This window comes from Methylobacterium cerastii (assembly GCF_022179125.1).
Lineage (GTDB): Bacteria > Pseudomonadota > Alphaproteobacteria > Rhizobiales > Beijerinckiaceae > Methylobacterium > Methylobacterium cerastii.
In genome coordinates this window covers 40758-63069 of sequence record NZ_BPQG01000052.1, presented here as the reverse complement: position 1 = coordinate 63069, position 22312 = coordinate 40758, and the positions used below count along the sequence as shown (strand labels likewise).

The 22312-nt window shown below is 70.5% G+C and carries 24 protein-coding genes; 15 read left to right on the top strand and 9 right to left on the bottom strand.

All coding sequences use genetic code 11. The annotated features are described in order from the left end of the window. Positions 1 to 71 precede the first annotated feature (71 nt). The 8 genes from alr to MFF13_RS17175 all read left to right on the top strand — a co-directional run bounded on the left by alr (position 72) and on the right by MFF13_RS17175 (position 8626). On the top strand, positions 72 to 1157 hold the full coding sequence (alr, locus tag MFF13_RS17210) for an alanine racemase (protein WP_238272582.1): 1086 nt from the start codon (positions 72 to 74) through the stop codon (positions 1155 to 1157). 47 nt (positions 1158 to 1204) lie between these two features. Beyond that, on the top strand, positions 1205 to 2644 hold the full coding sequence (gene radA / locus MFF13_RS17205; protein WP_147827844.1) for a DNA repair protein RadA: 1440 nt from the start codon (positions 1205 to 1207) through the stop codon (positions 2642 to 2644). 219 nt (positions 2645 to 2863) lie between these two features. Continuing rightward, the gene (locus tag MFF13_RS17200) at positions 2864 to 3472 is read left to right on the top strand and encodes a CvpA family protein (protein WP_147750480.1); all 609 of its coding nucleotides are present in this window, start codon (positions 2864 to 2866) and stop codon (positions 3470 to 3472) included. Positions 3473 to 3656: 184 nt separating this feature from the next. Continuing rightward, positions 3657 to 5135 (top strand): amidophosphoribosyltransferase, encoded by a 1479-nt coding sequence (gene purF, locus MFF13_RS17195; RefSeq protein ID WP_147827843.1) that lies wholly within the window; start codon positions 3657 to 3659, stop codon positions 5133 to 5135. Between the two features lie 10 nt (positions 5136 to 5145). Beyond that, positions 5146 to 5892, top strand: a complete 747-nt coding sequence (locus MFF13_RS17190) for an SDR family NAD(P)-dependent oxidoreductase (RefSeq protein WP_147762641.1) — start codon at positions 5146 to 5148, stop codon at positions 5890 to 5892. 37 nt (positions 5893 to 5929) lie between these two features. Then, a complete protein-coding gene (locus MFF13_RS17185) occupies positions 5930 to 6337 on the top strand; it encodes a dihydrofolate reductase (protein ID WP_147750477.1) in 408 nt (135 codons plus the stop codon). A gap of 58 nt (positions 6338 to 6395) precedes the next feature. Beyond that, positions 6396 to 7520 (top strand): carboxylate-amine ligase, encoded by a 1125-nt coding sequence (locus tag MFF13_RS17180; RefSeq protein WP_147827841.1) that lies wholly within the window; start codon positions 6396 to 6398, stop codon positions 7518 to 7520. A gap of 35 nt (positions 7521 to 7555) precedes the next feature. Next, positions 7556 to 8626 carry an SGNH/GDSL hydrolase family protein gene (locus tag MFF13_RS17175; RefSeq protein WP_147827840.1) on the top strand — a complete coding sequence of 357 codons (1071 nt, stop codon included), beginning with the start codon at positions 7556 to 7558 and terminating at the stop codon, positions 8624 to 8626. Between the two features lies 1 nt (position 8627). Here MFF13_RS17175 and der read toward each other — a convergent pair whose 3' ends face one another. The 3 genes from der to MFF13_RS17160 form a co-directional block, all read right to left on the bottom strand. Beyond that, positions 8628 to 9971, bottom strand: a complete 1344-nt coding sequence (gene der, locus MFF13_RS17170) for a ribosome biogenesis GTPase Der (RefSeq protein WP_147827839.1) — start codon at positions 9969 to 9971, stop codon at positions 8628 to 8630. Positions 9972 to 10095: 124 nt separating this feature from the next. After that, the gene (locus MFF13_RS17165) at positions 10096 to 10806 is read right to left on the bottom strand and encodes a tetratricopeptide repeat protein (protein WP_147827838.1); all 711 of its coding nucleotides are present in this window, start codon (positions 10804 to 10806) and stop codon (positions 10096 to 10098) included. Between the two features lie 94 nt (positions 10807 to 10900). Beyond that, positions 10901 to 11506, bottom strand: a complete 606-nt coding sequence (locus tag MFF13_RS17160; RefSeq protein WP_147827837.1) for an NnrU family protein — start codon at positions 11504 to 11506, stop codon at positions 10901 to 10903. Between the two features lie 165 nt (positions 11507 to 11671). On the opposite strand from MFF13_RS17160, the gene MFF13_RS17155 reads away from it, so the two are divergent. Continuing rightward, entirely contained in the window at positions 11672 to 12874 is a 1203-nt protein-coding gene (locus MFF13_RS17155; protein ID WP_147827836.1) for a hypothetical protein, read from the top strand. A 62-nt stretch (positions 12875 to 12936) separates the two neighbouring features. Further along, complete coding sequence (locus tag MFF13_RS17150) at positions 12937 to 13248, top strand: cupin domain-containing protein (protein WP_147827835.1); 312 nt, start codon at positions 12937 to 12939, stop codon at positions 13246 to 13248. 60 nt (positions 13249 to 13308) lie between these two features. On the opposite strand, the gene MFF13_RS17145 is transcribed toward MFF13_RS17150, so the two are convergent. Continuing rightward, positions 13309 to 13758 carry a hypothetical protein gene (locus MFF13_RS17145; RefSeq protein ID WP_238272581.1) on the bottom strand — a complete coding sequence of 150 codons (450 nt, stop codon included), beginning with the start codon at positions 13756 to 13758 and terminating at the stop codon, positions 13309 to 13311. A 2-nt stretch (positions 13759 to 13760) separates the two neighbouring features. Next, positions 13761 to 14348, bottom strand: a complete 588-nt coding sequence (locus tag MFF13_RS17140) for a hypothetical protein (RefSeq protein ID WP_147827834.1) — start codon at positions 14346 to 14348, stop codon at positions 13761 to 13763. Positions 14349 to 14698: 350 nt separating this feature from the next. Here MFF13_RS17140 and glyA point away from each other — a divergent pair, with 350 nt between their 5' ends. The 5 genes from glyA (at position 14699) to MFF13_RS17115 (ending at position 18626) form a co-directional block, all read left to right on the top strand. Continuing rightward, positions 14699 to 16003, top strand: coding sequence for a serine hydroxymethyltransferase (gene glyA / locus MFF13_RS17135; protein WP_147750467.1), 1305 nt, complete (start codon positions 14699 to 14701; stop codon positions 16001 to 16003). A 135-nt stretch (positions 16004 to 16138) separates the two neighbouring features. Then, positions 16139 to 16651, top strand: a complete 513-nt coding sequence (nrdR, locus tag MFF13_RS17130; RefSeq protein WP_147750466.1) for a transcriptional regulator NrdR — start codon at positions 16139 to 16141, stop codon at positions 16649 to 16651. Between the two features lie 17 nt (positions 16652 to 16668). Further along, positions 16669 to 17763, top strand: a complete 1095-nt coding sequence (ribD, locus tag MFF13_RS17125) for a bifunctional diaminohydroxyphosphoribosylaminopyrimidine deaminase/5-amino-6-(5-phosphoribosylamino)uracil reductase RibD (RefSeq protein WP_147827907.1) — start codon at positions 16669 to 16671, stop codon at positions 17761 to 17763. A gap of 3 nt (positions 17764 to 17766) precedes the next feature. Continuing rightward, entirely contained in the window at positions 17767 to 18396 is a 630-nt protein-coding gene (locus tag MFF13_RS17120) for a riboflavin synthase (RefSeq protein ID WP_147750465.1), read from the top strand. After that, on the top strand, positions 18393 to 18626 hold the full coding sequence (locus MFF13_RS17115) for a hypothetical protein (protein ID WP_147827833.1): 234 nt from the start codon (positions 18393 to 18395) through the stop codon (positions 18624 to 18626). The genes MFF13_RS17120 and MFF13_RS17115 overlap by 4 nt, the downstream gene beginning before the upstream one ends. Before the next feature lie 100 nt (positions 18627 to 18726). On the opposite strand, the gene MFF13_RS17110 is transcribed toward MFF13_RS17115, so the two are convergent. The 4 genes from MFF13_RS17110 to MFF13_RS17095 form a co-directional block, all read right to left on the bottom strand. Continuing rightward, positions 18727 to 19149: a PaaI family thioesterase gene (locus MFF13_RS17110; RefSeq protein WP_147750463.1), complete on the bottom strand. Its 423-nt coding sequence runs from the start codon at positions 19147 to 19149 to the stop codon at positions 18727 to 18729. An 82-nt stretch (positions 19150 to 19231) separates the two neighbouring features. After that, complete coding sequence (locus MFF13_RS17105; RefSeq protein ID WP_147750462.1) at positions 19232 to 20176, bottom strand: prephenate/arogenate dehydrogenase family protein; 945 nt, start codon at positions 20174 to 20176, stop codon at positions 19232 to 19234. Then, positions 20169 to 21284 carry a pyridoxal phosphate-dependent aminotransferase gene (locus MFF13_RS17100; RefSeq protein WP_147750461.1) on the bottom strand — a complete coding sequence of 372 codons (1116 nt, stop codon included), beginning with the start codon at positions 21282 to 21284 and terminating at the stop codon, positions 20169 to 20171. The genes MFF13_RS17105 and MFF13_RS17100 overlap by 8 nt, the downstream gene beginning before the upstream one ends. A 99-nt stretch (positions 21285 to 21383) precedes the next feature. Beyond that, positions 21384 to 22274 (bottom strand): chorismate mutase, encoded by an 891-nt coding sequence (locus MFF13_RS17095; RefSeq protein ID WP_238272580.1) that lies wholly within the window; start codon positions 22272 to 22274, stop codon positions 21384 to 21386. Positions 22275 to 22312: the final 38 nt, after the last annotated feature.

Below are 22312 nucleotides of genomic sequence, written 5' to 3'. Positions count from 1 at the left end.
CCGCACGCATGGCGAATCGACCGCACGTTTGGCAAAAACCTCGGAGCTCGACGATTTCCCGAGACAGCACCGTGACAGATGCCACCGGGCACGGCGCCCGCCTCACCGTCGATCTCGGCGCCGTCGCGGAGAACTGGCGGCGGCTCGCGGCCGAGGCGCCGGGCCGCGCCTGCGCCGCGGTGGTGAAGGCCGACGCCTACGGCTGCGGCTCCGACGCCGTCGTGCGGGCGCTGTGGACGGCCGGCTGCCGCACGTTCTTCGTCGCGCATCTCGGAGAGGCCGCACGGGTGCGGGATGCGCTGCCGGAGGCTGCGATCTACGTCCTGAACGGGCTGCTGCCCGGCGCGATGCCGGCCTATGCGGCACTGGACCTTCGCCCGGTGCTCGGCTCGGTGCAGGAGCTGTCCGATTGGGCCGCCTTCGGAGGCGGGACGCGGGCCGCCGCGCTGCACGTCGACACCGGCATGAACCGCCTCGGGCTCTCCGTCCCGGACGCGTTGGCGCTCGCCGGCGACCCGCGGATCGCGGCCGCCGGAATCGACCTGGTGATGAGCCACCTCGTCAGCGCCGAGCTGCCCGGGGAGCCGGTCAACGGCCGGCAGATCGCCGACTTCGCACGCGTGCGCGCGGCGTTCCCCGGCATTCCCGGCTCGCTCGCGAACTCGTCGGGCGTCTTCCTCGACGGGGCGACGCATCACGACCTGCTGCGCCCGGGCTACGCGCTGTTCGGCGGCAACCCGACGCCCTATCGCGCCGCCAACCCGATGCGGCCGGTGGTGCGGCTGGAGGCGACGATCCTGCAGATCCGCCACGTCGAGGCCGGCGCGCAGGCCGGCTACAACGGGCGGTGGACCGCACCCGCCCCCCGGCGCCTCGCGACGCTCTCGCTCGGCTACGCCGACGGCTATCCCCGTGCCGCGAGCGGCCGCGGTCATGCGCTCGTGGCCGGCATCCTTTGTCCGATCCTCGGCCTCGTCTCGATGGACCTGATCATCCTCGACGTCACCGAGGCGCCCGAGGCCGCGCGCGGCGGCGTCTCCACGCTGATCGGCGACGCGCTCGACGTCGATACGGTCGGACAAGCCGCGGGCACGATCGGCTACGAGATCCTGACGGGGCTGGGTTCCCGTTACGTTCGCACGTATATCGGGGGCTGACGCCGTCCTCCGCCACGGAGCCGGACCCGCTGATTCGTCGCGAGCGCATGGCAAAGATCCACCAGACCTTCATCTGCCAGGCCTGCGGCGCGGTCTACAACCGCTGGCGCGGGCGCTGCGAGGCCTGCAACGGCTGGAACACGATCGTCGAGGAGACGCCCGGCGGCTCCGGCCCGCAATCGGGACCGGCCGCGACCCGGCCCGGCCGCGCCCGCGGGCGCGTGTTCCCCCTCGAAGGCCTGACCGGCGAGGCCCGCGAGGCGCCGCGCATCCCGTCCGGCATCGGCGAGCTCGACCGCGTCACCGGCGGCGGCTTCGTGCGCGGCTCGGTGATCCTGCTCGGCGGCGATCCCGGCATCGGCAAGTCGACCCTGCTGATGCAGGCCTCGGCCGCCATGGCCGGGACCGGCGAGCGCGTCGCCTACATCTCCGGCGAGGAGGCGGTGGGGCAGGTGCGCCTGCGCGCCGAGCGCCTCGGACTGTCGGGCCACCCGGTGGAGCTGGCCGCCGAGACCAACGTCGAGGACATCGTCGAGACCCTGTCGCAGGGGCGCCCGCCCGCGCTCGCGATCATCGACTCGATCCAGACCATGTGGACCGAGACCGTCGAGTCGGCGCCCGGCACGGTCACGCAGGTGCGCTCCTCGGCGCAATCCCTCATCCGCTTCGCCAAGACCACGGGCACGGCCGTGATCCTCGTCGGCCACGTCACCAAGGACGGGCAGATCGCCGGCCCGCGCGTGGTGGAGCACATGGTCGACGCCGTCGCCTCGTTCGAGGGCGACCAGGGCCACCACTTCCGCATCCTGCGGGCGGTGAAGAACCGCTTCGGGCCGACCGACGAGATCGGCGTGTTCGAGATGACCGACATGGGGTTGGCCGAGGTGCCGAACCCCTCCGCCCTGTTCCTGGCCGGCCGGGACCACCAGGCCGCCGGCACCGCGGTCTTCGCCGGGATGGAGGGCACGCGCCCCCTGCTCGTGGAGATCCAGGCGCTGGTCGCGCCCTCGTCGCTCGGCATGCCGCGCCGGGCCGTCGTCGGCTGGGACCCGAACCGGCTCTCGATGGTGCTCGCGGTGCTGGAAGCCCATGGCGGCATCCGGCTGGGCACGCACGACGTCTACCTCAACGTCGCCGGGGGCCTGCGCATCTCCGAGCCTGCGGCGGACCTGGCGGTCGCGGCAGCCCTCGTCTCGTCCCTGTCGGGCGCGGTGCTGCCGCCGGAGACGGTGTATTTCGGCGAGATCGGCCTATCGGGCGCGATCCGGCCGGTGGCGCAGGCCGGCGCACGCCTCAAGGAGGCGCAGAAGCTCGGCTTCGCGAAGGCGATGACCCCGCAGGGGCGCGGCGAGACGGTGGATCGGGCGTTCGCGACGGAGTCGCTGCGCCACATCGCCGACCTCGTGGCCGGAATCGCCGCCAACGGGCCGCGACGGGTCGGCTCGGGCAAGCGCCGCCACACAGCCCACGACGAAGACGAGGATTGAGCGCCCGGCTCTATCCCGCTCGACGAACCATCCGCGCTGGGTTGTGGATTTCAACCAAGCCGCAGAAGCCTGTCTGCAACCGGCGGTTCCGGCGGCCGGCGGTCGCCGCCGAGGGTGACGGCCGAGTTTCACCGCGATATAAAGCGCGCGCGGTCCCAGGGGAGCCGCAGACCGCATCGCTTTCGTCGTGGCATCTCCCCATCCGATCCGAACCCGCAGATGCCGTTTTCCGTCCTCGACCTCGTGGTGCTCGGCATCGTCGTGATCTCCGCGCTGCTGGCGGCCGTCCGCGGCGTCACGCGGGAGGTGCTGGCGATCATCGCCTGGGTCGCCGCCGCCGCGGTGGCGTGGTCGCTCTATCCGATGCTGCTGCCGACGGTGAAGCAGCACGTGACCAGCGACACCGTGGCCCTCGTCGCCTCGATCGCGGCGATCTTCCTCGGCACGCTCATCGTCGTCTCTATCATCACCGTGAAGATCTCCGACGTGGTGCTCGATTCGCGCATCGGCGCGATCGACCGCTCGCTCGGCTTCCTGTTCGGCGCCGCCCGCGGCTTCCTGATCTGCGTGATCGGCTGGGTGTTCCTGTCCTGGCTGGTCCAGGGCAAGGTCCCGACCTGGGCCGCCGAGGCGCGCACCCGCCCGATGCTCGAGAAGTCCGGCGACGCGCTCGTCGCACAGCTGCCCGAGAACCCGGAGGGCTTCCTCAAGCAGTTCAAGAAGCCGAAGGTCGACACCCCGCAGAACGAGCCGGTCGACGCGCCGGCCGAGACCGAGACTCCGGTGGTGCGTCCGACCACCCCGGCCGTGCCCGCGCCGCGGCGCTGAGGCCGCCTCCGCATGCTTATGTCGCCGCGGTCACCCTGACCTGCGTTCGATCCGGCTTGGTTGCGATGCCGCGAGCGCTCAGATAACGCCTTGACGACGGCGCCGCGGGCCGACCGCGCGGATCCGCTCCGGGCGGCCCCTTGCGGCATTCCGGCGGACGGCAACCAGGGATCGACCTCAGGCCATGTCACACCACGCCGCAACCGTGGATTCCGTGTTCGATCCCGAGACCGATGGCGACACGCTCCGCGAGGAATGCGGCGTCTTCGGCATCTTCGGCCATCCCGACGCCTCGGCGATCGTCGCGCTCGGGCTGCACGCCCTGCAGCACCGCGGCCAGGAGGCGGCGGGCATCGTCGCCTTCGACGGCGAGGTCTTCCATTCCGAGCGCCGCCCCGGGCTCGTCGGCGATTCGTTCTCGGACGGCGGCACGATCGAGCGGCTGAAGGGCCGTGCCGCAATCGGCCACGTGCGCTACTCGACCACCGGCGGCACCATCCTGCGCAACGTCCAGCCGCTCTTCGCCGAACTCGCCGGCGGCGGGCTGGCGGTGGCGCATAACGGCAACCTCACCAACGCGCTCTCGATCCGCCGCGACCTCGTGCGCGACGGCGCGATCACCCAGTCGACCTCGGACACCGAGGTGATCCTGCACCTGGCCGCGCGCTCGCGGAAACCCCGGATCGTCGAGCGCTTCATCGACGCGCTGCAGGCGATCCAGGGCGCCTACGCCATCGTCGCGCTCACCAACAAGAAGCTGATCGGCGCCCGCGACCCGCTCGGCATCCGCCCGCTGGTGCTCGGCGAGCTCGACGGCCGCTACATGCTGGCCTCCGAGACCTGCGCGCTCGACATCATCGGCGCGAAGTTCGTGCGCGACGTCGAGAACGGCGAGGTCGTGGTGATTTCGGAGGACGGCATCGAGTCGATCCGCTTCGCCGACAAGGTGCCGATGCGGCCGTGCATCTTCGAGTATATCTACTTCGCCCGGCCGGATTCGGTGGTGAACGGCAAGAGCGTCTACGCCGTGCGCAAGAACATCGGCGTCGAGCTTGCCCGCGAGGCCGCGGTGCCGGCCGACGTGGTGGTGCCGGTGCCTGATTCCGGCGTGCCGGCCGCCCTCGGCTTTGCCCAGCAGACCGGCATCCCCTTCGAGATGGGGATCATCCGGAACCACTATGTCGGCCGCACCTTCATCCAGCCGACGCAATCGGTGCGCGAGCTCGGCGTGCGGATGAAGCATTCGGCCAACCGCGCGGCGATCGAGGGCAAGCGCATCGTGCTCGTCGACGACAGCCTCGTGCGCGGCACCACCTCGGTGAAGATCGTGCGGATGATGCGCGAGGCCGGCGCGGCGGAGGTGCATTTCCGCATCGCGAGCCCGCCGATCACCTATCCCGACTTCTACGGCATCGACACGCCTGAGCGCGAGAAACTGCTCGCCGCCACCCACGACCTGGAGGGCATGCGCCGCTACATCGGCGCGGACTCGCTGGCCTTCCTGTCGATCCCCGGCCTGTACCGGGCGATGGGGGAGAACGAGCGCGTCGAGGCCTGCCCGCAATACACCGACCATTGCTTCACCGGCGACTACCCGACCGGCCTGACGGACCTGGCCATCGCCGGCCCGAAGCGCCTCGCCATGCTCGCCGAAGCGGATTGACCGTCCACGCATGACCGAAACCAAGACCCTCGACGGCCGCGTCGCCGTCGTCACCGGCGCCTCCCGCGGGATCGGCCGTGCGGCGGCGCTCGCGCTCGCGGAAGCCGGCGCGCACGTCATCGCCGTGGCGCGCACGCAGGGCGCGCTGGAAGAGCTCGACGACGCGATCCGCCGGGTCGGGTCGAGCGCGACCCTCGTGCCCCTCGACCTCACCGACTACGACGGCATCGACCGGCTCGGCGCGGCGATCAACGACCGCTGGAAGCGCCTCGACATCGTCGTCGGCAACGCCGGCATCCTCGGCAACCTCATGCCGATCGGCCACATCACCCCCAAGGTGTGGGGCCAGGTGATGGACGTCAACGTCACCGCGAACTGGCGGCTGATCCGCTCGCTCGACCCGCTGCTGCGGATGTCGGATGCGGGCCGGGCGATCTTCGTCACCTCCGGGGCGGCTTCCAAGTGCAAGGCCTATTGGGGGCCCTACTCCGTGTCCAAGGCGGCGCTCGAGGCCCTGGTGCGGACCTACGCGGCCGAGAACGCGACTACGGCCGTCAAGGCGATGCTGCTCAATCCGGGACCGTTGCGCACCGACATGCGCCGCGCTGCGATGCCGGGCGAGGACCCGGAGACGCTGCGGACGCCGGAAGACCTCGCGCCGCACTTCGTCCGGCTGGCGAGCCCCGGATCGACGGATTCCGGCACCATCTACGACTTCCCGACCGACCGCATCCTGACCCCGCAAGCGACGCGCTGACGGGTCCGGACGGCGCCCGCACCATTCGGATATCCTGATGATCGACGTGCGCTGCATCTGCGCGATCGGCCAGCGCGGCCAGCTCGGGCTGAACGGCCAGCTCCCCTGGGAGGGCAACACCGATCCGCTCTTCGTCGAGGACGTGACGCGATTCTTCGCGCTGACCATGGGCCACGTGCTCATCGCCGGCCCGAAGACGGTGGCCTCGGTGCCGGCCTTCGCGTTCGAGGATCGCACCATCGACGTGATCCGCTCGCACGAGGACCCGGAGGCGGTGCTGGCGCGATATCCCGGCCGCCGCGTCTTCGTCGGCGGCGGCATCGCGGTCTGGAACGTCTACGCCAAGTACATCCAGAACTGGGACGTGACCCGCCTCCCCTACGACGGCGACGCCGACCGCTGGTTCGACCCGGCCTGGCTCGTCGGCGGGGCGCTGCGCGGGTGACGGCATCCTTCGCGGACCCGGCGCGTTTCAGCGGACGTGCCGAACGCGAAGGGATGCGATGACCACCGAGAGCTACCGCTTCGGCATCGAAGAAGAGTACTTCCTGGCCGACGCGGAGACGCGCGGCACGCCGCGGCGCTCGGTCAAGCCGTTCCATGTCGAGGCGGCCGAACGGTTGCCCGAGGCGGGGCGCGAGTTGCTGCAGTGCCAGGTCGAGGTCTGCACGCCGCCCGTCACCGATTTCGCCGAAGCAAGAGATTCGCTCGCCCGGCAGCGTGGGGCGCTCGCGGACCTCGCCGCCGAGCACGCGCTTCTGATCTTCGCCGCCGGCACCCATCCGGTGGCCGACTGGTCGCGGCAATTGCCGACCAAGGGCGACCGCTACCGCGGCATCCTGCGCGACGTCGGCTTGGCCGGGCGGCGCAGCCTGATCTGCGGCATGCACGTCCACGTCGAGGTGCCGGACCCGGAGGCGCGCGTCGACCTGATGAACCGGCTGCTGCCGTTCCAGCCGCTGCTGTTCGCGCTCTCGGCTTCCTCGCCGTTCTGGCAGGGCAAGCCCACGGGGCTCGCCGCCTATCGCCTCAGCGCCTTCGGCGAGCTGCCGCGCACCGGCCTGCCCGAACTCTTCGCCGACGCCGCGGCCTACGCGCGCTACGTGCGGATCATGACCGAGGCGGGGTCGATCCAGGATGCGAGCTTCCTGTGGTGGTCGCTGCGGCCCTCGATCAAGTTCCCGACGCTGGAGTTGCGCATCGCCGACAGCTGCACCCGGCTCGCCGACGCGCTGACCATCGCCGCCCTGTTCCGCTGCCTCGTGCGCCTCGTGGTGCGCCGGCCGGACCTCAACGCCGGCCTCGACGGGGTCTCGCGGGCGCTCGCCGACGAGAACCTGTGGCGCACCCAGCGCAGCGGCGTCGGCGCCGAGCTGATCGACGAGACGCGCGAGGCGGGCCTGCCCTTCGCCGACGCACTGGAGGCGGTGCTCGACCTCGTCGCCGAGGATGCGGCGGCTTTAGGCTGCGCGGCCGAGGTCGCCCACGCCCGGACCATCGCCACCGAGGGCACCAGCGCCGACGGCCAGATCGCCGCCTTCGAGGCGGCACGGGAAGCCGGCCTCAACAACCGCCAAGCCCTCGACGCCGTAGTGGATTGGCTGTCTCGAACGACGCGGGGTGCGTGAGCGTGCCGTCGCCCGGTGCGACTCCCGTTGCGCCCGTGCGCGTCCTCTGCCTCGGCTACAGCGTCACCGAGGAGGTCGGCTACGTGGAGCGGGCCGGCGAATGCGCCGCCGCGGAGGGGGCCGACCTCGTCTTCCTGAAATCCGGCTGGGGCGGGCACAGCGTCCACGCCATCGCCTACATGATCGATGAGATCCTCGACACGATCGCCTGCGATCGGGTCCTGCTGGAATTGTTCACCGGCAACGTGCGCTACTACGACCGCCGCGCGCTAAGCTTCTTCCTCGACCAGATCCTCGCGGCGACCGCCCGCCGCGGCCGGCCCGTCGCCTTCCTCAATCTGTATCAGGGCGGGGTCGACTACACGTCGGAGACGGTCGCCGGCCTCCTCGACGATTACGAGGCCTGCCTCGGTATCCCGATCCTCGATCTCGCCCGGCCCGTGGCCGCATCCGGCCCGGAAGAACGCGCGCTCTGGCTGAAGGACGGCACCCACGTGACGCCTGCCGGCGCCGACCTCTACGGGCGGCAGGTCTACGACTTCGTGCGCGGGCGCGGCTTCGGCGCGGCCTACATCCACCGCTACCGGGCGTTGCCGAGCCTGTTCACGCCCCTCAGGCTGGTGGCGATGCCGGACTGCTCCTGCCCCTTCGCGATGCAGCGGAACGGCATCCCGCTGCACTATGCGACGATCCCCGAGAACACGTCGCTCTCGATCGATCTCGGGCGCCGCGCCGACGTGCGCGCGGTCATGACGACCTACGGCCCCCTGAACGGGACGCTGCGCTTCTCGAGCCCGTCCAGCGAACGCACCCGCGACGTGCTGCTCTACGACCGCTTCAGCTACTACGCGCGCTCGATCGTCATGAACGTGAACCTCAAGGGCATCCGGACCCTGACGTGCTTCCAGCGCGACATCGTGCCGGACATCGAACTCGCGAAGGGCGAGAAGAACACCGGGCCGCGGATGGGCTACGTCTCGCACGTGTTCCTTCACCGGCGACTGACGCCGACGGAATGGCTGCGCCATCACCGGCACCGCGCGTTCTGGGGCATGCACCGCCTGCGCCGTGCCATCTCTCACTCTCGCAAGAGAACCGGCGCGTGACCTAACCCTTGTCGAACGGGTTCGACGAGGTCCGCAGGCTCCAGCGGATCGGCGTGCCCGGCAGGTCGAACGATTCGCGCAGGGAGTTGGTGAGGTAGCGCTGGTAGCTCTTCGGCAGGGCGTTGAGCTGGTTGCCGAACAGCGCGAAGTGCGGCGGGCGGCTCTTCACCTGGGTGGCGTAGCGGATCTTGATGCGCCGGCCCGACACCGCCGGCGGCGGGTTGCGCTGCGTCGCCTCGGAGAGCCAGTCGTTGATCCGCGACGTCGAGATGCGGGTATCCCAGACATCCGCCGCCTTGATCACGGCCTGCATCAGCTTGTCGAGGCCGTCGCCGGCGAGCCCCGAGAGCGGCACCACCGCGACGCCGCGCACCTGCGGCAGCAGCCGGGTGCAATCCTCGCGCAGGGTCTTGAGCAGGCCCGGCTGGTCGGCGACGAGGTCCCACTTGTTGAGGCCGATCACCAGGGAGCGGCCCTCGCTCTCGACGAGGTCGACGATGGTGAGGTCCTGCTTCTCGAACGGGATCGTGGCGTCGAGCAGCACCACCACCACCTCGGCGAAGCGCACGGCGCGGATGCCGTCCGACACCGCGAGCTTCTCGAGCTTGTCCTCGATCCGGGCGCGGCGGCGCATGCCGGCGGTGTCGTGCAGCTTGATCCGGCGGCCGTGCCACTCCCAATCGAGCGAGATCGAATCGCGGGTGATGCCGGCCTCCGGGCCGACGAGCAGTCGGTCCTCGCCGAGCATCCGGTTGATCAGCGTCGACTTGCCGGCGTTCGGGCGGCCGACGATGGCGACCTTGAGCGGCTTGCCGCGCGGGTCGTCGTCCTCCTCGTCCTCGTCGGATTCCGGCAGGTTCTCCTTCAGCGCCTCGTGCAGCTCGCCGATGCCCTCGCCGTGCTCGGCCGAGAACGGGATCGGGTCGCCGAGGCCGAGGCGGAACGACTCGTAGGCGCCGGCCATCCCGGCGCCGCCCTCGGCCTTGTTGGCGATGAGGATCACCTTGCAGCCGGCCCGGCGCACCAACTCGGCGAAGGGCTGGTCGGCGGGCAGGATGCCGGCGCGCGCGTCGATGACGAACAGCACTACGTCCGCTTCGAGGATCGCGGCCTCGGTCTGCATCCGCATCCGGCCGAGCAGCGTCGCCGAATCGGCCTCCTCGAGGCCCGCGGTGTCGATGATGCGGAAGTTCAGGCCGCCGAAGGCGACGTCGCCCTCGCGGCGGTCGCGGGTGACGCCGGGGCGGTCGTCGACCAGCGCCAGCTTCTTGCCCACGAGGCGGTTGAACAGGGTCGACTTGCCGACATTCGGCCGTCCGACGATCGCGACGGTCGGCAGTTCCATGGGGTGGTCCGTTCTATGATCGGTCGAGCCGCCGGGCCGGCCCGGCGGCGAAAGTCTGGAGAATGCCCAAAACCTCCGGTGCGAGCCAGTCGCACCGGAGGTTTTGGGCCAGCATCTTGGGCGATCAGCGGGTGATCGGCGGCGGGGGCGCGGCGGGCTCTGGCTTCGCCTGTGTCACAGTCACCGGGCCGCCGGCCACCAGTGCGACGTAGACCTCAATGCGCTGGCGCAGGTTCTGCGGCGTCTCGGGGTCCATGTTGAGCTGGTCGAACCAGCGCCCGGCCTCGTCGTACTGCCCGTTCTTCAGGGCGGCGAGCCCCAGCATTTCGCGGGCCGTGAAGCGGAAGGGCGAGCCGGCGGCCAGGCTCTGCAGGCTCGCCAGCGCCGGCGCCGGGTCCGGCAGGTCGAGGCGGATCAGCGCGGCACGAAGCCGGGCCAGGTCGCGCAGGCCGTCGCCGAGCGCCGTGTCGCCGGAGATGGCGTCGAAGGCGCCAGCGCCCGCGGCCGGGTCGCGCTTGGCGGTCTCGGCAGCCGAGCGGAAACGGGCGAGCAGGCGGTAGCCGGCCGGCCCCTGCGTGCCGAGGACCTCGTAGGCCTTGTCGGCCTCCGCGACCTTGCCGTCGCGGGCGAGGCGGTTGGCCTCGTCGAATTGCTGCGAGGCGGCCTCGGCAGCGTTGCGCTGGGCCGTCTGCCAGTAGCGCCAGCCGCCGACGCCGGCCACCACCAGGATCGCCACCGCGATGATCACGCCGCTGTAGCGGCGCCAGATCTCGGCGACCTTGTCCCGGCGATAGTCCTCGTTGACCTCGCGGATGAACTCGTTGTTCTCAGCCATCGTATCCCGGTCCGGCGCGTGAGCCGGACGACCTGAAGCGTCTCGATCGGCCCGCGCCTAGCACGCGGGCGCCGGTTTGGCGACCGGGCAGGCCTCAGGCTTGGCCCGGCCAGGCGTAGACGCCGATCAGCAGCGGGTGGAGGTACTTGCCGAACACGAACCAGGCGACGACGCCGACGACCACCGCGATCGCGTCGTTGCGCCAGCCCGCAGGCGCCGCGGCGCCGCCGTGCTGCGCGACGACCTGGCCCGCGGTGAGTGCCCGGCGCTTGGCGCTGATCCGTGCGACCACCGCCCAGGCGAGGAACGAGCCGAACAGCAGGATCGAGCCGAGGTCGCCGTTGGCGAGCAGGTGCGCGGTCGCCCAGATCTTCACCGCGAGCAGCATCGGGTGCTTGGCCTTCGCCCGGATGTGACCCGGCAGGTAGGCCGAGGCCAGCACGACGAAGGCGAGCAGCACCAGGACCAGGGACAGGTGGCGCGTCCAGACCGGCGGATCCCAGACCGCGATGTAGCCGGCGGCGCGGTAATTGTGGAAGCCGACCCCGATCAGCACCAGGCCGAGGACGGACAGGAGCATGTAGCCGAGCTTGTACTTGCCCTCGCCGACCTGGCCGACGACCTCCGAGCGCTTGGCGCGCAGCATCGAGAAGGCATGGGTGCCGAGGAACAGCACCAGCCCGAGGATCAGGATCAACATGGAAGGGGACACTCGGCTGGGGAGGATCGGACGCCCCGCACCGGCGGGAAGCCATTCTGTAACGGTTCTGAACAGAAACTCCGGTGGTTTGTCCAGGCGCGCAGGGTCTGCTTCAACCGCGCACGTCGTCCACGCGCGCTCTGGGCGCAACCACCGGTCACCCGCATGCGCCTCCGCCTCGTGCTCGCCGTCCTGTCGCTGCCGGCGCTCGCGCAGGCGGCGGCCGAGCCACCGCTGTCGAGCCTGACACTGGTCGGTCCGCCGGCCATCGTGTTCAAGGCCGGGCGCGACGCCTGCGACGGCGCCGACGTGCCGGACGCCTCGGCCCGCGCGTTCCGGGACGCCACCGGCGCCGTCGCCCTGTTCGGGATGCACTACCGCAACCGGGCCTTGCGCGGGCCGGACCTCGACCGGCTCAAGCTCGACTGCAAGGTGGTGCTCGACTCGGGCGAGAAGGCCGACCCGGCGCTCTACGACGACCGCTCCTGGATCACCGCCACCTGGACCGAGGACGGCACGGCGATCGCCGCGCTCGTGCACCACGAGTATCAGGCGAACGAACACCCGGGGCGCTGCACCGCCAAGGGCTACGAGGCGTGCTGGTACAACACGATCACCGCCGCCGCCTCCACGGACGGCGGCCGCAGCTTCCTGCGTACGACCCCGCCGGCGGTGGCGATGGCGGCCCCGTTCCGGCAGGAGGTCGGCCAGGGGCGCCACCGCGGCTTCTTCAACCCCTCGAACGTGTTCGCCGACGGGCGCTTCCGCTATGTCTTCGTCTCGACCACCGGCTGGGACCGTCCCGGCGACCAGGAGGCCGGCGTCTGCCTGTTCCGCACCGCGACGCCCGCCGACCCGGCGAGTTGGCGCGCCTGGACCGGCACCGGCTTCACCGCCGCCTTCCCGGACCCGTACCGCACGAAGGCCGCAGCGAAGGGGACCGAGACCTGCAAGCCGGTGGCGCCGTTCCCGACGCCGGTCGGCGCCGTGGTGCGCCACCGCGGCACGGGCGCCTTCGTCGCGGTCTTCATGGCCAAGAAAGGCGACATGGCCAAGAAAGGCGACGGTCCGGCCGGCGCGAATTTTCCGGAATCCGGCTTCTACTGGACGAGCTCGCGCGACCTGCTCAGCTGGGACGTGCCGCGGCTGCTCGTCGCCGGGACGACGCTCTACGACGACCCCTGCGCGGCGGCGGGCGGCCTGATCGCCTACCCGTCCCTCCTCGACCCCCGCGCCGAGGGCCGCAACTTCGACGACGTCGGCGACACCGCGATCCTCACCTACGTCACGCTGAAGACCGAGGGCTGCACCATCACCTCGGACCGCGACCTGCTGCGGCGGCCGGTGGCGATCAAGGTCTGGCCGTGACCGGTTCGTGACTTGATGGGCCGCGGGCTCGGCGGCATCGTGACGCCAGCAACGGAGCCGCCATGACCGCCCACCTGATCACCTGGGACGAATGCGACGCGAGCGTCGCCGCCAACGGCGTCGCCAAGCGCACGATCCCGGGCGCGGGCGCCAGCCTGGTGCGGATCGTCGTCCCCGCCGGCACCTCGGCCCCGCGGCACAGCCACGCCCACGAGCAGTTCGTGCAGGTGCTCTCCGGCTCCGGCACCCTGGAGACCGAGCAGGGCCGTGCGGCATTCGGCCCCGGCAGCGTGTTCCACTTCCCCCCGGAGGCGTGGCACGCGGCAGAGTTCACGACCGAGACCGTGCTGGTGGAGATCAACTTATCGGCGTGAAGTCCGGCGGACAGGTCGTTCGATGCCGCCCATATCGTCAGCACCTTGGACATTCGGCACTCAGGATGTCGTGCGACCAACCTGCCCTGATTCGATCTGATCGACCCCGTTTTCGGTATCCTGCGCATAGCGCACGGATTCTCTGGCACGAAGAATTTTTCCCTCTTGTGGGTCTAAGGCTATGCCATCGGTCAGCGCCAGGCAGGCGGCCAGTGCCAACCAAGTGCCGGCGCAGCCCGGCAGGGTCGCGAAATTGAAGGCGTAGGTGTAAGGCCACGGCCCACCGAGATCGATGTCTTCATAGGTCTCCGCCAATTCTGTGAATGCGCAAGCGCCGAACTCGAACCCGGCCTCCCGGCCACGCCAGAGCGCCGGAAGGTGTCCTCGATGATATGCGAGATCCCGAGCCGGTTTCAATTTCAGATCGAACCCGAGGGCATCGATCGATGCCTGCCATTCTTCGATCGAGCCGATCGGACGCGCACAAAATGCGTAAGCTTCCATCGTCATGATCAATATTCCTGAGTTTTTACGATTATTGCCGCGACGAATTTTGAAAACAATACCGAGGCATGCTTTACGGATATGCCGTGACTGATATGAATTTCGATGATTGGCACATCCAGGCCAATTCCCAGGCTACTGCGAAGATCTCGAATTCGAGACGGCGTCAGGAGAGCACCTCCTGTCTTGAAGTCCCATACTGCCAGGATCGGCGAAGATTCGGTTCTACCATCGCGTAGAACGACATCGGTGCGGACGCCACCATCCAAACCGTATCGGACGGTATCTCCAAGACTGAAGCTTTGCTCAATTCCATGTCGACCGATGCCTGGAATATCGAGATCACGAAGCATTGCTGCCGTCGTCGTGTGCACTTGAACACCGTAGGCCGCGCCACTGCCTTCACCACCGATCGAGACGGCCTCCTTGACGACGTCGACGAGAAGCTCGGTTTTCGCGTCGATCCTTGCATTCCCCGTTTTATCTATTCGCGTGCATACGATCTGGCCGGCGCCGCCGATCCAGCACCCGTCTGGGCCGCGAGGCTGATCCTGTCGAAAGCCGGCTTTGAGGGAATGGCTGAGCGCAGTCAGCATCGCGATCCGCTTCGGTCTCTGCGACCCTGTGCTTGAGCCGATGCCAGTCTCGTTGCTCGCTCATTGCAGCGCTCCCTCGCAAGAGAGGCCATGGCATAAAGTCCTATTATCGTCAATATTCCTATGCTTCAGACCTTCTGGAGGGCTGCCCGATCCCCCGGCAATGGTTCCGACGCGCAACCGGTGCCGCGGCCGGTCCGACCTCAACTTTTCTTGCCCCCCGCGGCAAAAAGGCCTGTGTTGGCGGGTCTCGTGCACGTGTGTAAAGAAGACGGCTACGAAGGCTCGTCCGTGCACGCCGACGGGACGAGCGCGCCGATTTCGCCCGCATACAAGAACAGAGGCCATCCATGAGCGCCGGTACCGCTGCCGACAAGCATTTCTCGAATTCGTTCTTCGCGGCCTCGCTGAGCGACGCGGACCCTGAGATCGCCAAGGCCGTCGATCAGGAGCTCGGACGCCAGCAGCACGAGATCGAGCTGATCGCCTCCGAGAACATCGTCTCGCGCGCCGTGCTCGAGGCGCAGGGCTCGGTGCTGACCAACAAGTACGCGGAGGGCTATCCCGGCCGCCGCTACTACGGCGGCTGCCAGTTCGTGGACGTGGCCGAGAACCTCGCCATCGAGCGCGCCAAGCGCCTGTTCGGCGTCGGCTTCGCCAACGTGCAGCCGAACTCCGGCTCGCAGGCGAACCAGGGCGTGTTCCTGGCGCTGATGCAGCCCGGCGACACCTTCCTCGGGCTCGACCTTGCCGCCGGCGGCCACCTCACCCACGGCGCCCCGCCGAACGTGTCGGGCAAGTGGTTCAAGCCTGTCTCCTACACCGTGCGCCGCGACGACCAGCGCATCGACATGGAGCAGGTCGAGGCGCTGGCCCACGAGCACAAGCCGAAGGTGATCATCGCCGGCGGCTCGGGTTATCCGCGCCACTGGGACTTCGCCAAGTTCCGCGAGATCGCCGACGCGGTCGGCGCGTACTTCTTCGTCGACATGGCCCACTTCGCCGGCCTCGTCGCCGCCGGCGTGCACCCGTCGCCGTTCCCGCACGCGCACGTCGCCACCACCACGACCCACAAGACGCTCCGCGGCCCGCGCGGCGGCATGATCCTGACGAACGACGAGGCGCTGGCCAAGAAGTTCAACTCGGCGATCTTCCCCGGCATCCAGGGCGGTCCGCTGATGCACGTCATCGCCGGCAAGGCGGTCGCCTTCGGCGAGGCCCTGAAGCCCGAGTTCAAGATCTACGCCCGCCAGGTGATCGAGAACGCCAAGGCGCTGGCCGACACGCTGATGTCGGGCGGCTACGACATCACCTCGGGCGGCACCGACAACCACCTGATGCTGGTCGACCTGCAGCGGAAGGGCCTCACCGGCAAGGCGGCGGAAGCCGCGCTGTCGCGGGCCGACATCACCTGCAACAAGAACGGCGTGCCCTTCGACACGCAGAAGCCGACGATCACGTCGGGCATCCGCCTCGGCACCCCGGCCGGCACCTCGCGCGGCTTCGGCGTCGCCGAGTTCAAGCAGATCGGCGGCTTCATCGTCGAAGTGCTCGACGGCCTGGCGGCCAAGGGCGAGACGGGGGATCCGGAGGTCGAGGCCTCGGTCAAGACCCGCGTCCACGCGCTCACCGACCGGTTCCCGATCTACGGCTGACCGGAACGCCGCCGGCACCTCACTTCCGGCGTGCACCGCAACACGATAGAGACGGCCGCGGATCGCCACGATCCGCGGCCGTTTTCGTTTCGCGAGAGGCAGCCGTCTTTCCGGCTCGATGAAAAGGTCCGCCCGATGCGGTGTCCCTATTGCGGCGGCTCCGAGACGCAGGTGAAGGATTCGCGGCCGAGCGAGGACGGGGCCGCGATCCGCCGCCGCCGGGTCTGCCCGGATTGCGCCGGCCGGTTCACCACCTTCGAGCGGGTGCAGCTGCGCGAGCTCGTGGTGCTCAAGCGCTCGGGCAAGCGCGTCCCCTTCGAGCGGGACAAGCTCCAGCGCTCGATCGGCGTCGCCCTGCGCAAGCGCGCGGTCGACCCCGAGCGGATCGAGCGGCTAGTCAGCGGCATCACTCGCCAGCTCGAGAGCGGCGGCGAGGCCGAGATCACCTCGGAGGCGATCGGGGAGCTGGTGATGGAGGGCCTGAAGGGCCTCGACGACGTCGCCTACGTGCGCTTCGCCTCCGTCTACAAGAACTTCCGCGAGGCCAAGGACTTCGAGGACCTGCTCGGAACGCTCGCAGAGGCCGGGGTCGCCCCGCCCGAGGGCGTCGTGGCGGGCAAGCCGCGCCCGGCGCGGTCCCGGTCGTGATCCCCGACGTGCGCTTCATGCGCCTCGCCCTGGCGCTCGGGCGGCGCAACCTCGGGCGGACCTGGCCGAACCCCTCGGTCGGCGCCGTGGTGGTCGCGGGCGAGCCGGGCGCCGAGCGGATCGTCGGCCAGGGCGTCACCGCCCCGGGCGGCCGGCCGCACGGCGAGCCGCTGGCCCTGGCGGATGCCGGCGAGGCCGCCCGCGGCGCGACGCTCTACGTGACGCTGGAACCCTGCTCGCATCATGGCCGCACCCCGCCCTGCACCGACGCGATCGTCACGGCTGGCATCGCGCGGGTGGTCAGCGCGATGGAGGACCCGGACGCGCGGGTCTCGGGCCGCGGCCACGCGCTCTTGCGCGACGCTGGCATCCCGGTCGAGACCGGGCTGCTTCGGAGCCAAGCCCGCCGCGACCATGCCGGGCACGTGACGCGCGTGACCCTCGGACGGCCGCATCTCCACCTCAAGCTCGCGCGCACGCAGGACGGGTTCGCCGCCGCCTCCGACACGGAGCGGCTGCGCATCACCGGCGCGATCGCCGACGGGGCGGTGCACCTGTGGCGGGCGCATGCCGACGCGATCCTGGTCGGCATCGGCACCGCCCGCGCCGACGACCCCTCGCTCACCGTGCGCCTACCCGGGCTCGCCCCCCGCTCGCCGCTGCGGGTGGTGCTCGATTCGCAGCTGCGGCTGTCGTCGTCGAGCGTGCTCGTGCGCAGCGCCCACGACGTGCCGACGCTGGTCGTGACGACGCGCGGCGCCCCGGCCCATGCCAAGCGGATGCTCGAATCGCTCGGCGTCGAGGTGGTGCGCGTGCCGGCGGACGAGCGCGGGCGGGTCGACCTGCACGCGGCGCTCGCGATGCTCGGCGAGCGCGGATTGACGCGGCTCTGCAGCGAGGGCGGCCCCCACCTTGCCGACGCGCTGGCCGAAGCCGATCTCGTGGATACCTGCACCCTCATCACCGGTCCCGGCACCTGCGGGCCGCAGGGCGGCCTGCCGGCGGTCGGCCCGCATCTCGGGGCGATGCTGGACGGCGAACGGTTCCGGATCGCCGAGTCCCTCGACCTGGGGGCAGACCGGGCGACGACCTACGAACGCAACGAGGCTTAAGCGATGTTCACCGGTCTCGTCAGCGACGTCGGCACGGTCCTCTCGGTCTCGGGCGACGCGCGCATGCGCCGCCTCACCATCCGCGCCGCCTACGACGCGGCTTCGATCGCGCTCGGCGCCTCGATCGCCTGCTCCGGCCCCTGCCTCACCGCGGTGTCGATCGAACCCTCCGACGGCGGCTGCGTCTTTGCGGTGGACGCCGCCGCCGAGACGCTGGCGTTGACCACGGTCGGCGCCTGGGAGGCCGGCACCCGGATCAACCTGGAACGGTCCCTCAAGATCGGCGACGAGCTCGGCGGCCATCTCGTCACCGGCCACGTCGACGGCGTCGCCGAGATCCTCGAGCGCGAGACCGTCACCGCCGGCGCCTGGGGCGCGAGCGAACGCTTCACCCTGCGGGCGCCGGCCGACATCGCCCACTTCATCGCCAAGAAGGGCTCGGTCTGCCTCGACGGCACGTCGCTGACCGTCAACGCGGTCGAGGGCGACACCTTCTCGGTCCTGCTGATCCCGCACACGCTGGAGGTGACCACCTGGGGCGAGCGCCGGGCGGGCGACCACTTGAACCTCGAGGTCGACCTGATCGCCCGCTACGCCGCGCGGCTCTCGGAGGGGCGCGGAAGAGCGGCATGAGCCTCGTCTCGAACGAGCGGATCACGCCGTCCGCGTCCTACCTGAACACCGCCGCGGGCGGCCCGTTCACCGCGGGCGTCATCGCGCCGCTCGCCGCCACCGTCTTCGGCGTTTCGGCGCAGACGAGCCTGTCGGCGTTGACTCTGGCAGTCGGCATCGCGAACTTTCTTCTGGCGAGCGTCGCGCTTTACACCTGTGCGCGCGTCGTTCTCGCAAGGCTGAAATTATGACCGATATTCAGATCGTCGCCTTCGTCGTGGCGCCGCTGATGGCGGTCGCCGTCGGCTTCGGCGTCACGCTCTGGTCCCGCTACGCCGATCGGTAGGTCCCTCACCGCGGCGGGATCGAATACGTCCCGTTCGCCTGCGCCACGAGGTCGTCCGAGCCGGGCGCCGTGATCCGCACCTCGCCGACGGCGAGGCGCCGGCCGAGCTTCAGCAGCGCGACGTCGGCGACCAGTACCAGCCCTGCGGGCTTCCTGAGGAAGTTGAAGGTGAGGCTCGTCGTCACCGCGAGCGCCACCGGGCCGATCTGGGCGAGGATCGCCGCGTAGAGCGCGTAGTCCGCCAGCGCCATCATCGCAGGGCCGGACAGCGTGCCGCCCGGGCGCAGGAAGCGGTCGTCTCCATCGAGCCGCATCCGCGCGGTCAGCGGTCCGACGGCCTCCAGGTGGAAGGCGCGACCGCCCGCCTGCATCTGCGGAAACTCCCGGTCGAGGAAGTCGCGGGTATCAGTAAGGGTCATCGCGGTCATGGAAGGGTCATCGCGGTCATGCCAGCCGTTGCAGCATGGCGGCACGGCGGCGGCAAGACGAACGGCCCGCCGTCCAGGCGAGCTACCCTGCGTTCGGGACGCCCTCCGCCGCCCGCGCGCGGCCGAAATCGGCCTCCGCCGTCTCCTGACCCTGTGCGACGATGCCCCGGCGGATCGCGCGGGTGCGGGTGAAGAGGTCGTGCAGCGCGTCGCCGTCGCCGTAGCGGATCGCCCGGGTCAGCACCGACAGGTCCTCGTTGAAGCGCCCGAGCATTTCCAGCACCGCCTCGCGGTTGGTCAGGAAGATGTCGCGCCACATGGTCGGATCGGACGAGGCGATGCGGGTGAAGTCGCGGAAGCCGCCGGCCGAGAACTTCATCACCTCGGATTGCGTCACCTGCTCGAGGTCGGCGGCGGTGCCGACGATGTTGTAGGCGATCAGGTGCGGCACGTGGCTGGTGATGGCGAGCACGAGATCGTGGTGCTCCGGCGTCATCGTCTCGACGACGGCGCCGAGCCCCTGCCACAGGGCGCGCACCCGCTCGACCGCGGCCTCAGGCGCGTCCTCCGGCGGGGTGAGGATGCACCAGCGGTTGGAGAACAGCGTCGAGAAGCCGGCATCCGGCCCGGAATACTCTGTGCCGGCGACGGGATGGCCCGGCACGAACACGATGCCGTCGGGCAGGTGCGGGCTCACGGCCGCGACGACCGAGGCCTTCACCGAGCCGACGTCCGAGACCACGGCGCCGGGCTTGAGGTGGGGGGCCATCACCGCGGCGACCGGGCCGATGGCGCCGACGGGCACGCACAGGATCACCAGGTCGGCCTGCGCCGCGCCGGCCGCGGCATCGCCGGTGACCGCGTCGGCGATGCCGAGGTCGAGGACCCGCGCGCGGACGGCTTCGTCCGCATCGATCGCGACGATGCGCTCGGCCAACCCGTAGCGGCGGGCGCCGCGGGCGATGGACGAGCCGATCAGGCCGAGGCCGACGACGGCGAGGCAGCCGAGCGGCGCGGCCTCAGGCATGGTCGCCTCGCATGAAGGCGCCGAGGGCGGCGAGGAAGGCTTCGTTGCTCTCCGCGCCGCCGATGGTGACGCGGAGCGCGTTCGGCAGCCCGTAGGCGGTCACCCGCCGCACGATCACGCCGTGGGCGGTCAGGAAGGCGTCGGCTTCCGCCGCCGAGCGGCCGGGCGCGTCCGGGAAGTGCACGAGCATGAAGTTCGCCACGCTGGGCGTCACGGTGAGGCCGAGCGCGCGGGCACCCTCGACCATCCGCGGCAGCCACTCGGCGTTGTGGGCGGCCGCAGCCGCGGCATGCGCCTCGTCGGCAAGCGCCGCCGCGCCGGCCGCCATGCCGGCGGTGGACAGGTTGAACGGCCCGCGGATGCGGTTGACCGCCTCCATCACGTGGGCCGGCCCGACCATCCAGCCGATCCGGAGGGCGGCGAGACCGTGGATCTTCGAGAAGGTACGGGTCATCACGACGTTGTCGGCGTCGCGCGCGAGCTCGAACCCGGCCGAATAGTCGTCCGCCTGGACGTATTCGGCGTAGGCGCCGTCGAGGACCAGCAGCACGTCGCCCGGCAGGCCGGCATGCAGGCGGCGCACCTCGGCGAGCGGCAGGTAGGTGCCCGTCGGGTTGTTGGGGTTCGCGACGTAGACGATCTTCGTCCGCGGGGTCACGGCGGCGAGGATCGCGTCGACGTCGGCCGTGAGATCGCGCTCGGGGACGACCACGGCGGTGCCGCCCGCCGCCAGGATGGCGATGCGGTAGACCAGGAACCCGTGCTCGCAGAACACGCCCTCGTCGCCGGGGCCGACATAGGCGTAGGCCAGCAGCGACAGCAGCTCGTCCGAGCCGGCGCCGCAGACGACTCGGCTCGCATCGATGTCGTGGCGCGCAGCGATGGCGTTCCGCAGCAGGGCGGAGGTGCCGTCGGGGTAGACCTCGAGCTTGGCCGTCGCCGCCTGCATCGCCGCCACCGCCGCCGGGCTCGGGCCGAGCGGCGTCTCGTTCGACGAGAGCTTGTGGATCTTGGCATGGCCCGGCGCCCCGCTCTTGCCGGGAACGTAGAGGTCGATCGCCAGGACGCCCGGACGGGGCACCGGGCGGAGACGGGGAGAGGCGGACATTCTTGTTCGCAGTCTGAAGAAGAAACGCGTGAGGCGCCCGTCTACAGCATTTCGCGCGCCGATGAAGCGGGGCGCGACCGGATTAGGGCGCCGAGGCGCTCACACCCGGAAGCGCGCCGCGTGGCTGCCGGTCTCGTCGAAGCTCGACGCCGCCGCGCCCGCGCCGTCGAGCGCGTCCGCGAGTTGCCGCGCGCCGACGCCGCCGGGCACCGCCAGAAGAAGACGCTCGGCTTCGCCCTTGGGCCTGCCCCGCGCCACCACCTCGCCGTAGAGCCCCTGCACGGCGCGCTCGGCCTCCTCCGTCCAGGCGGCACAGCGGACCGCCCACAGCACCCAGTCGCGCTGCGCCGCCGCCGGGTCGTCCAGCGGTTTGGCCACCACGAAGACCGGGGTGCCGGCCGGGTGGGCCGGCCGCTCGATGAAGGGCAGCCGGGCGATCACCTTCGGGCGGCCCTCGCCGATCAGCCCCTCCCACCAGGCCTCGCCCTTGCTTGGCCCCTTGCCCCGCCCCTTGCCAGGCGCTTGGGCGGCCCGCGGGTCGAAGCGGAAGATGCCGAGGTCGCCGCGCGAGGCAGCGACCGCCTCGATCACCGCCGCGCAGGTCGGGTGCGGGCGGTAGGGCACCGTGAAGCCGAAGTGGAACCGGGCGGAGTCGCGCATCGCCGGGTCGCCGGCGGAGATGTCGGCATGCACCGAGAACGGCGCCTGGACGTAGGTGAAGGTCGCGATGATGACCCGCCAGATCCCCTCGACGGTGTCGAGCGGCAGGAGCCCGCGGTGGCGCTCGGCCACGCGCCGCATCATCGCGGCCTCGCGGCCCGGACGGAAGGCGGAGCCCGAGGCCGAGGTGCCCTTCACCGCGATCAGGCGGTCGATGATCCCGCCGCGCTGGATCAGCAGCGCGTGCATCTCGGCGTCGATCCGGTCGATCTCGGCCCGGAGGGCGGCGAGGTCTTCCATCGGCGGCGCGGCTCGTTTGGGGAAGCGCATGGTTCGACAAGCTGAGGACGGGGCTGCTCGGGCGTGTT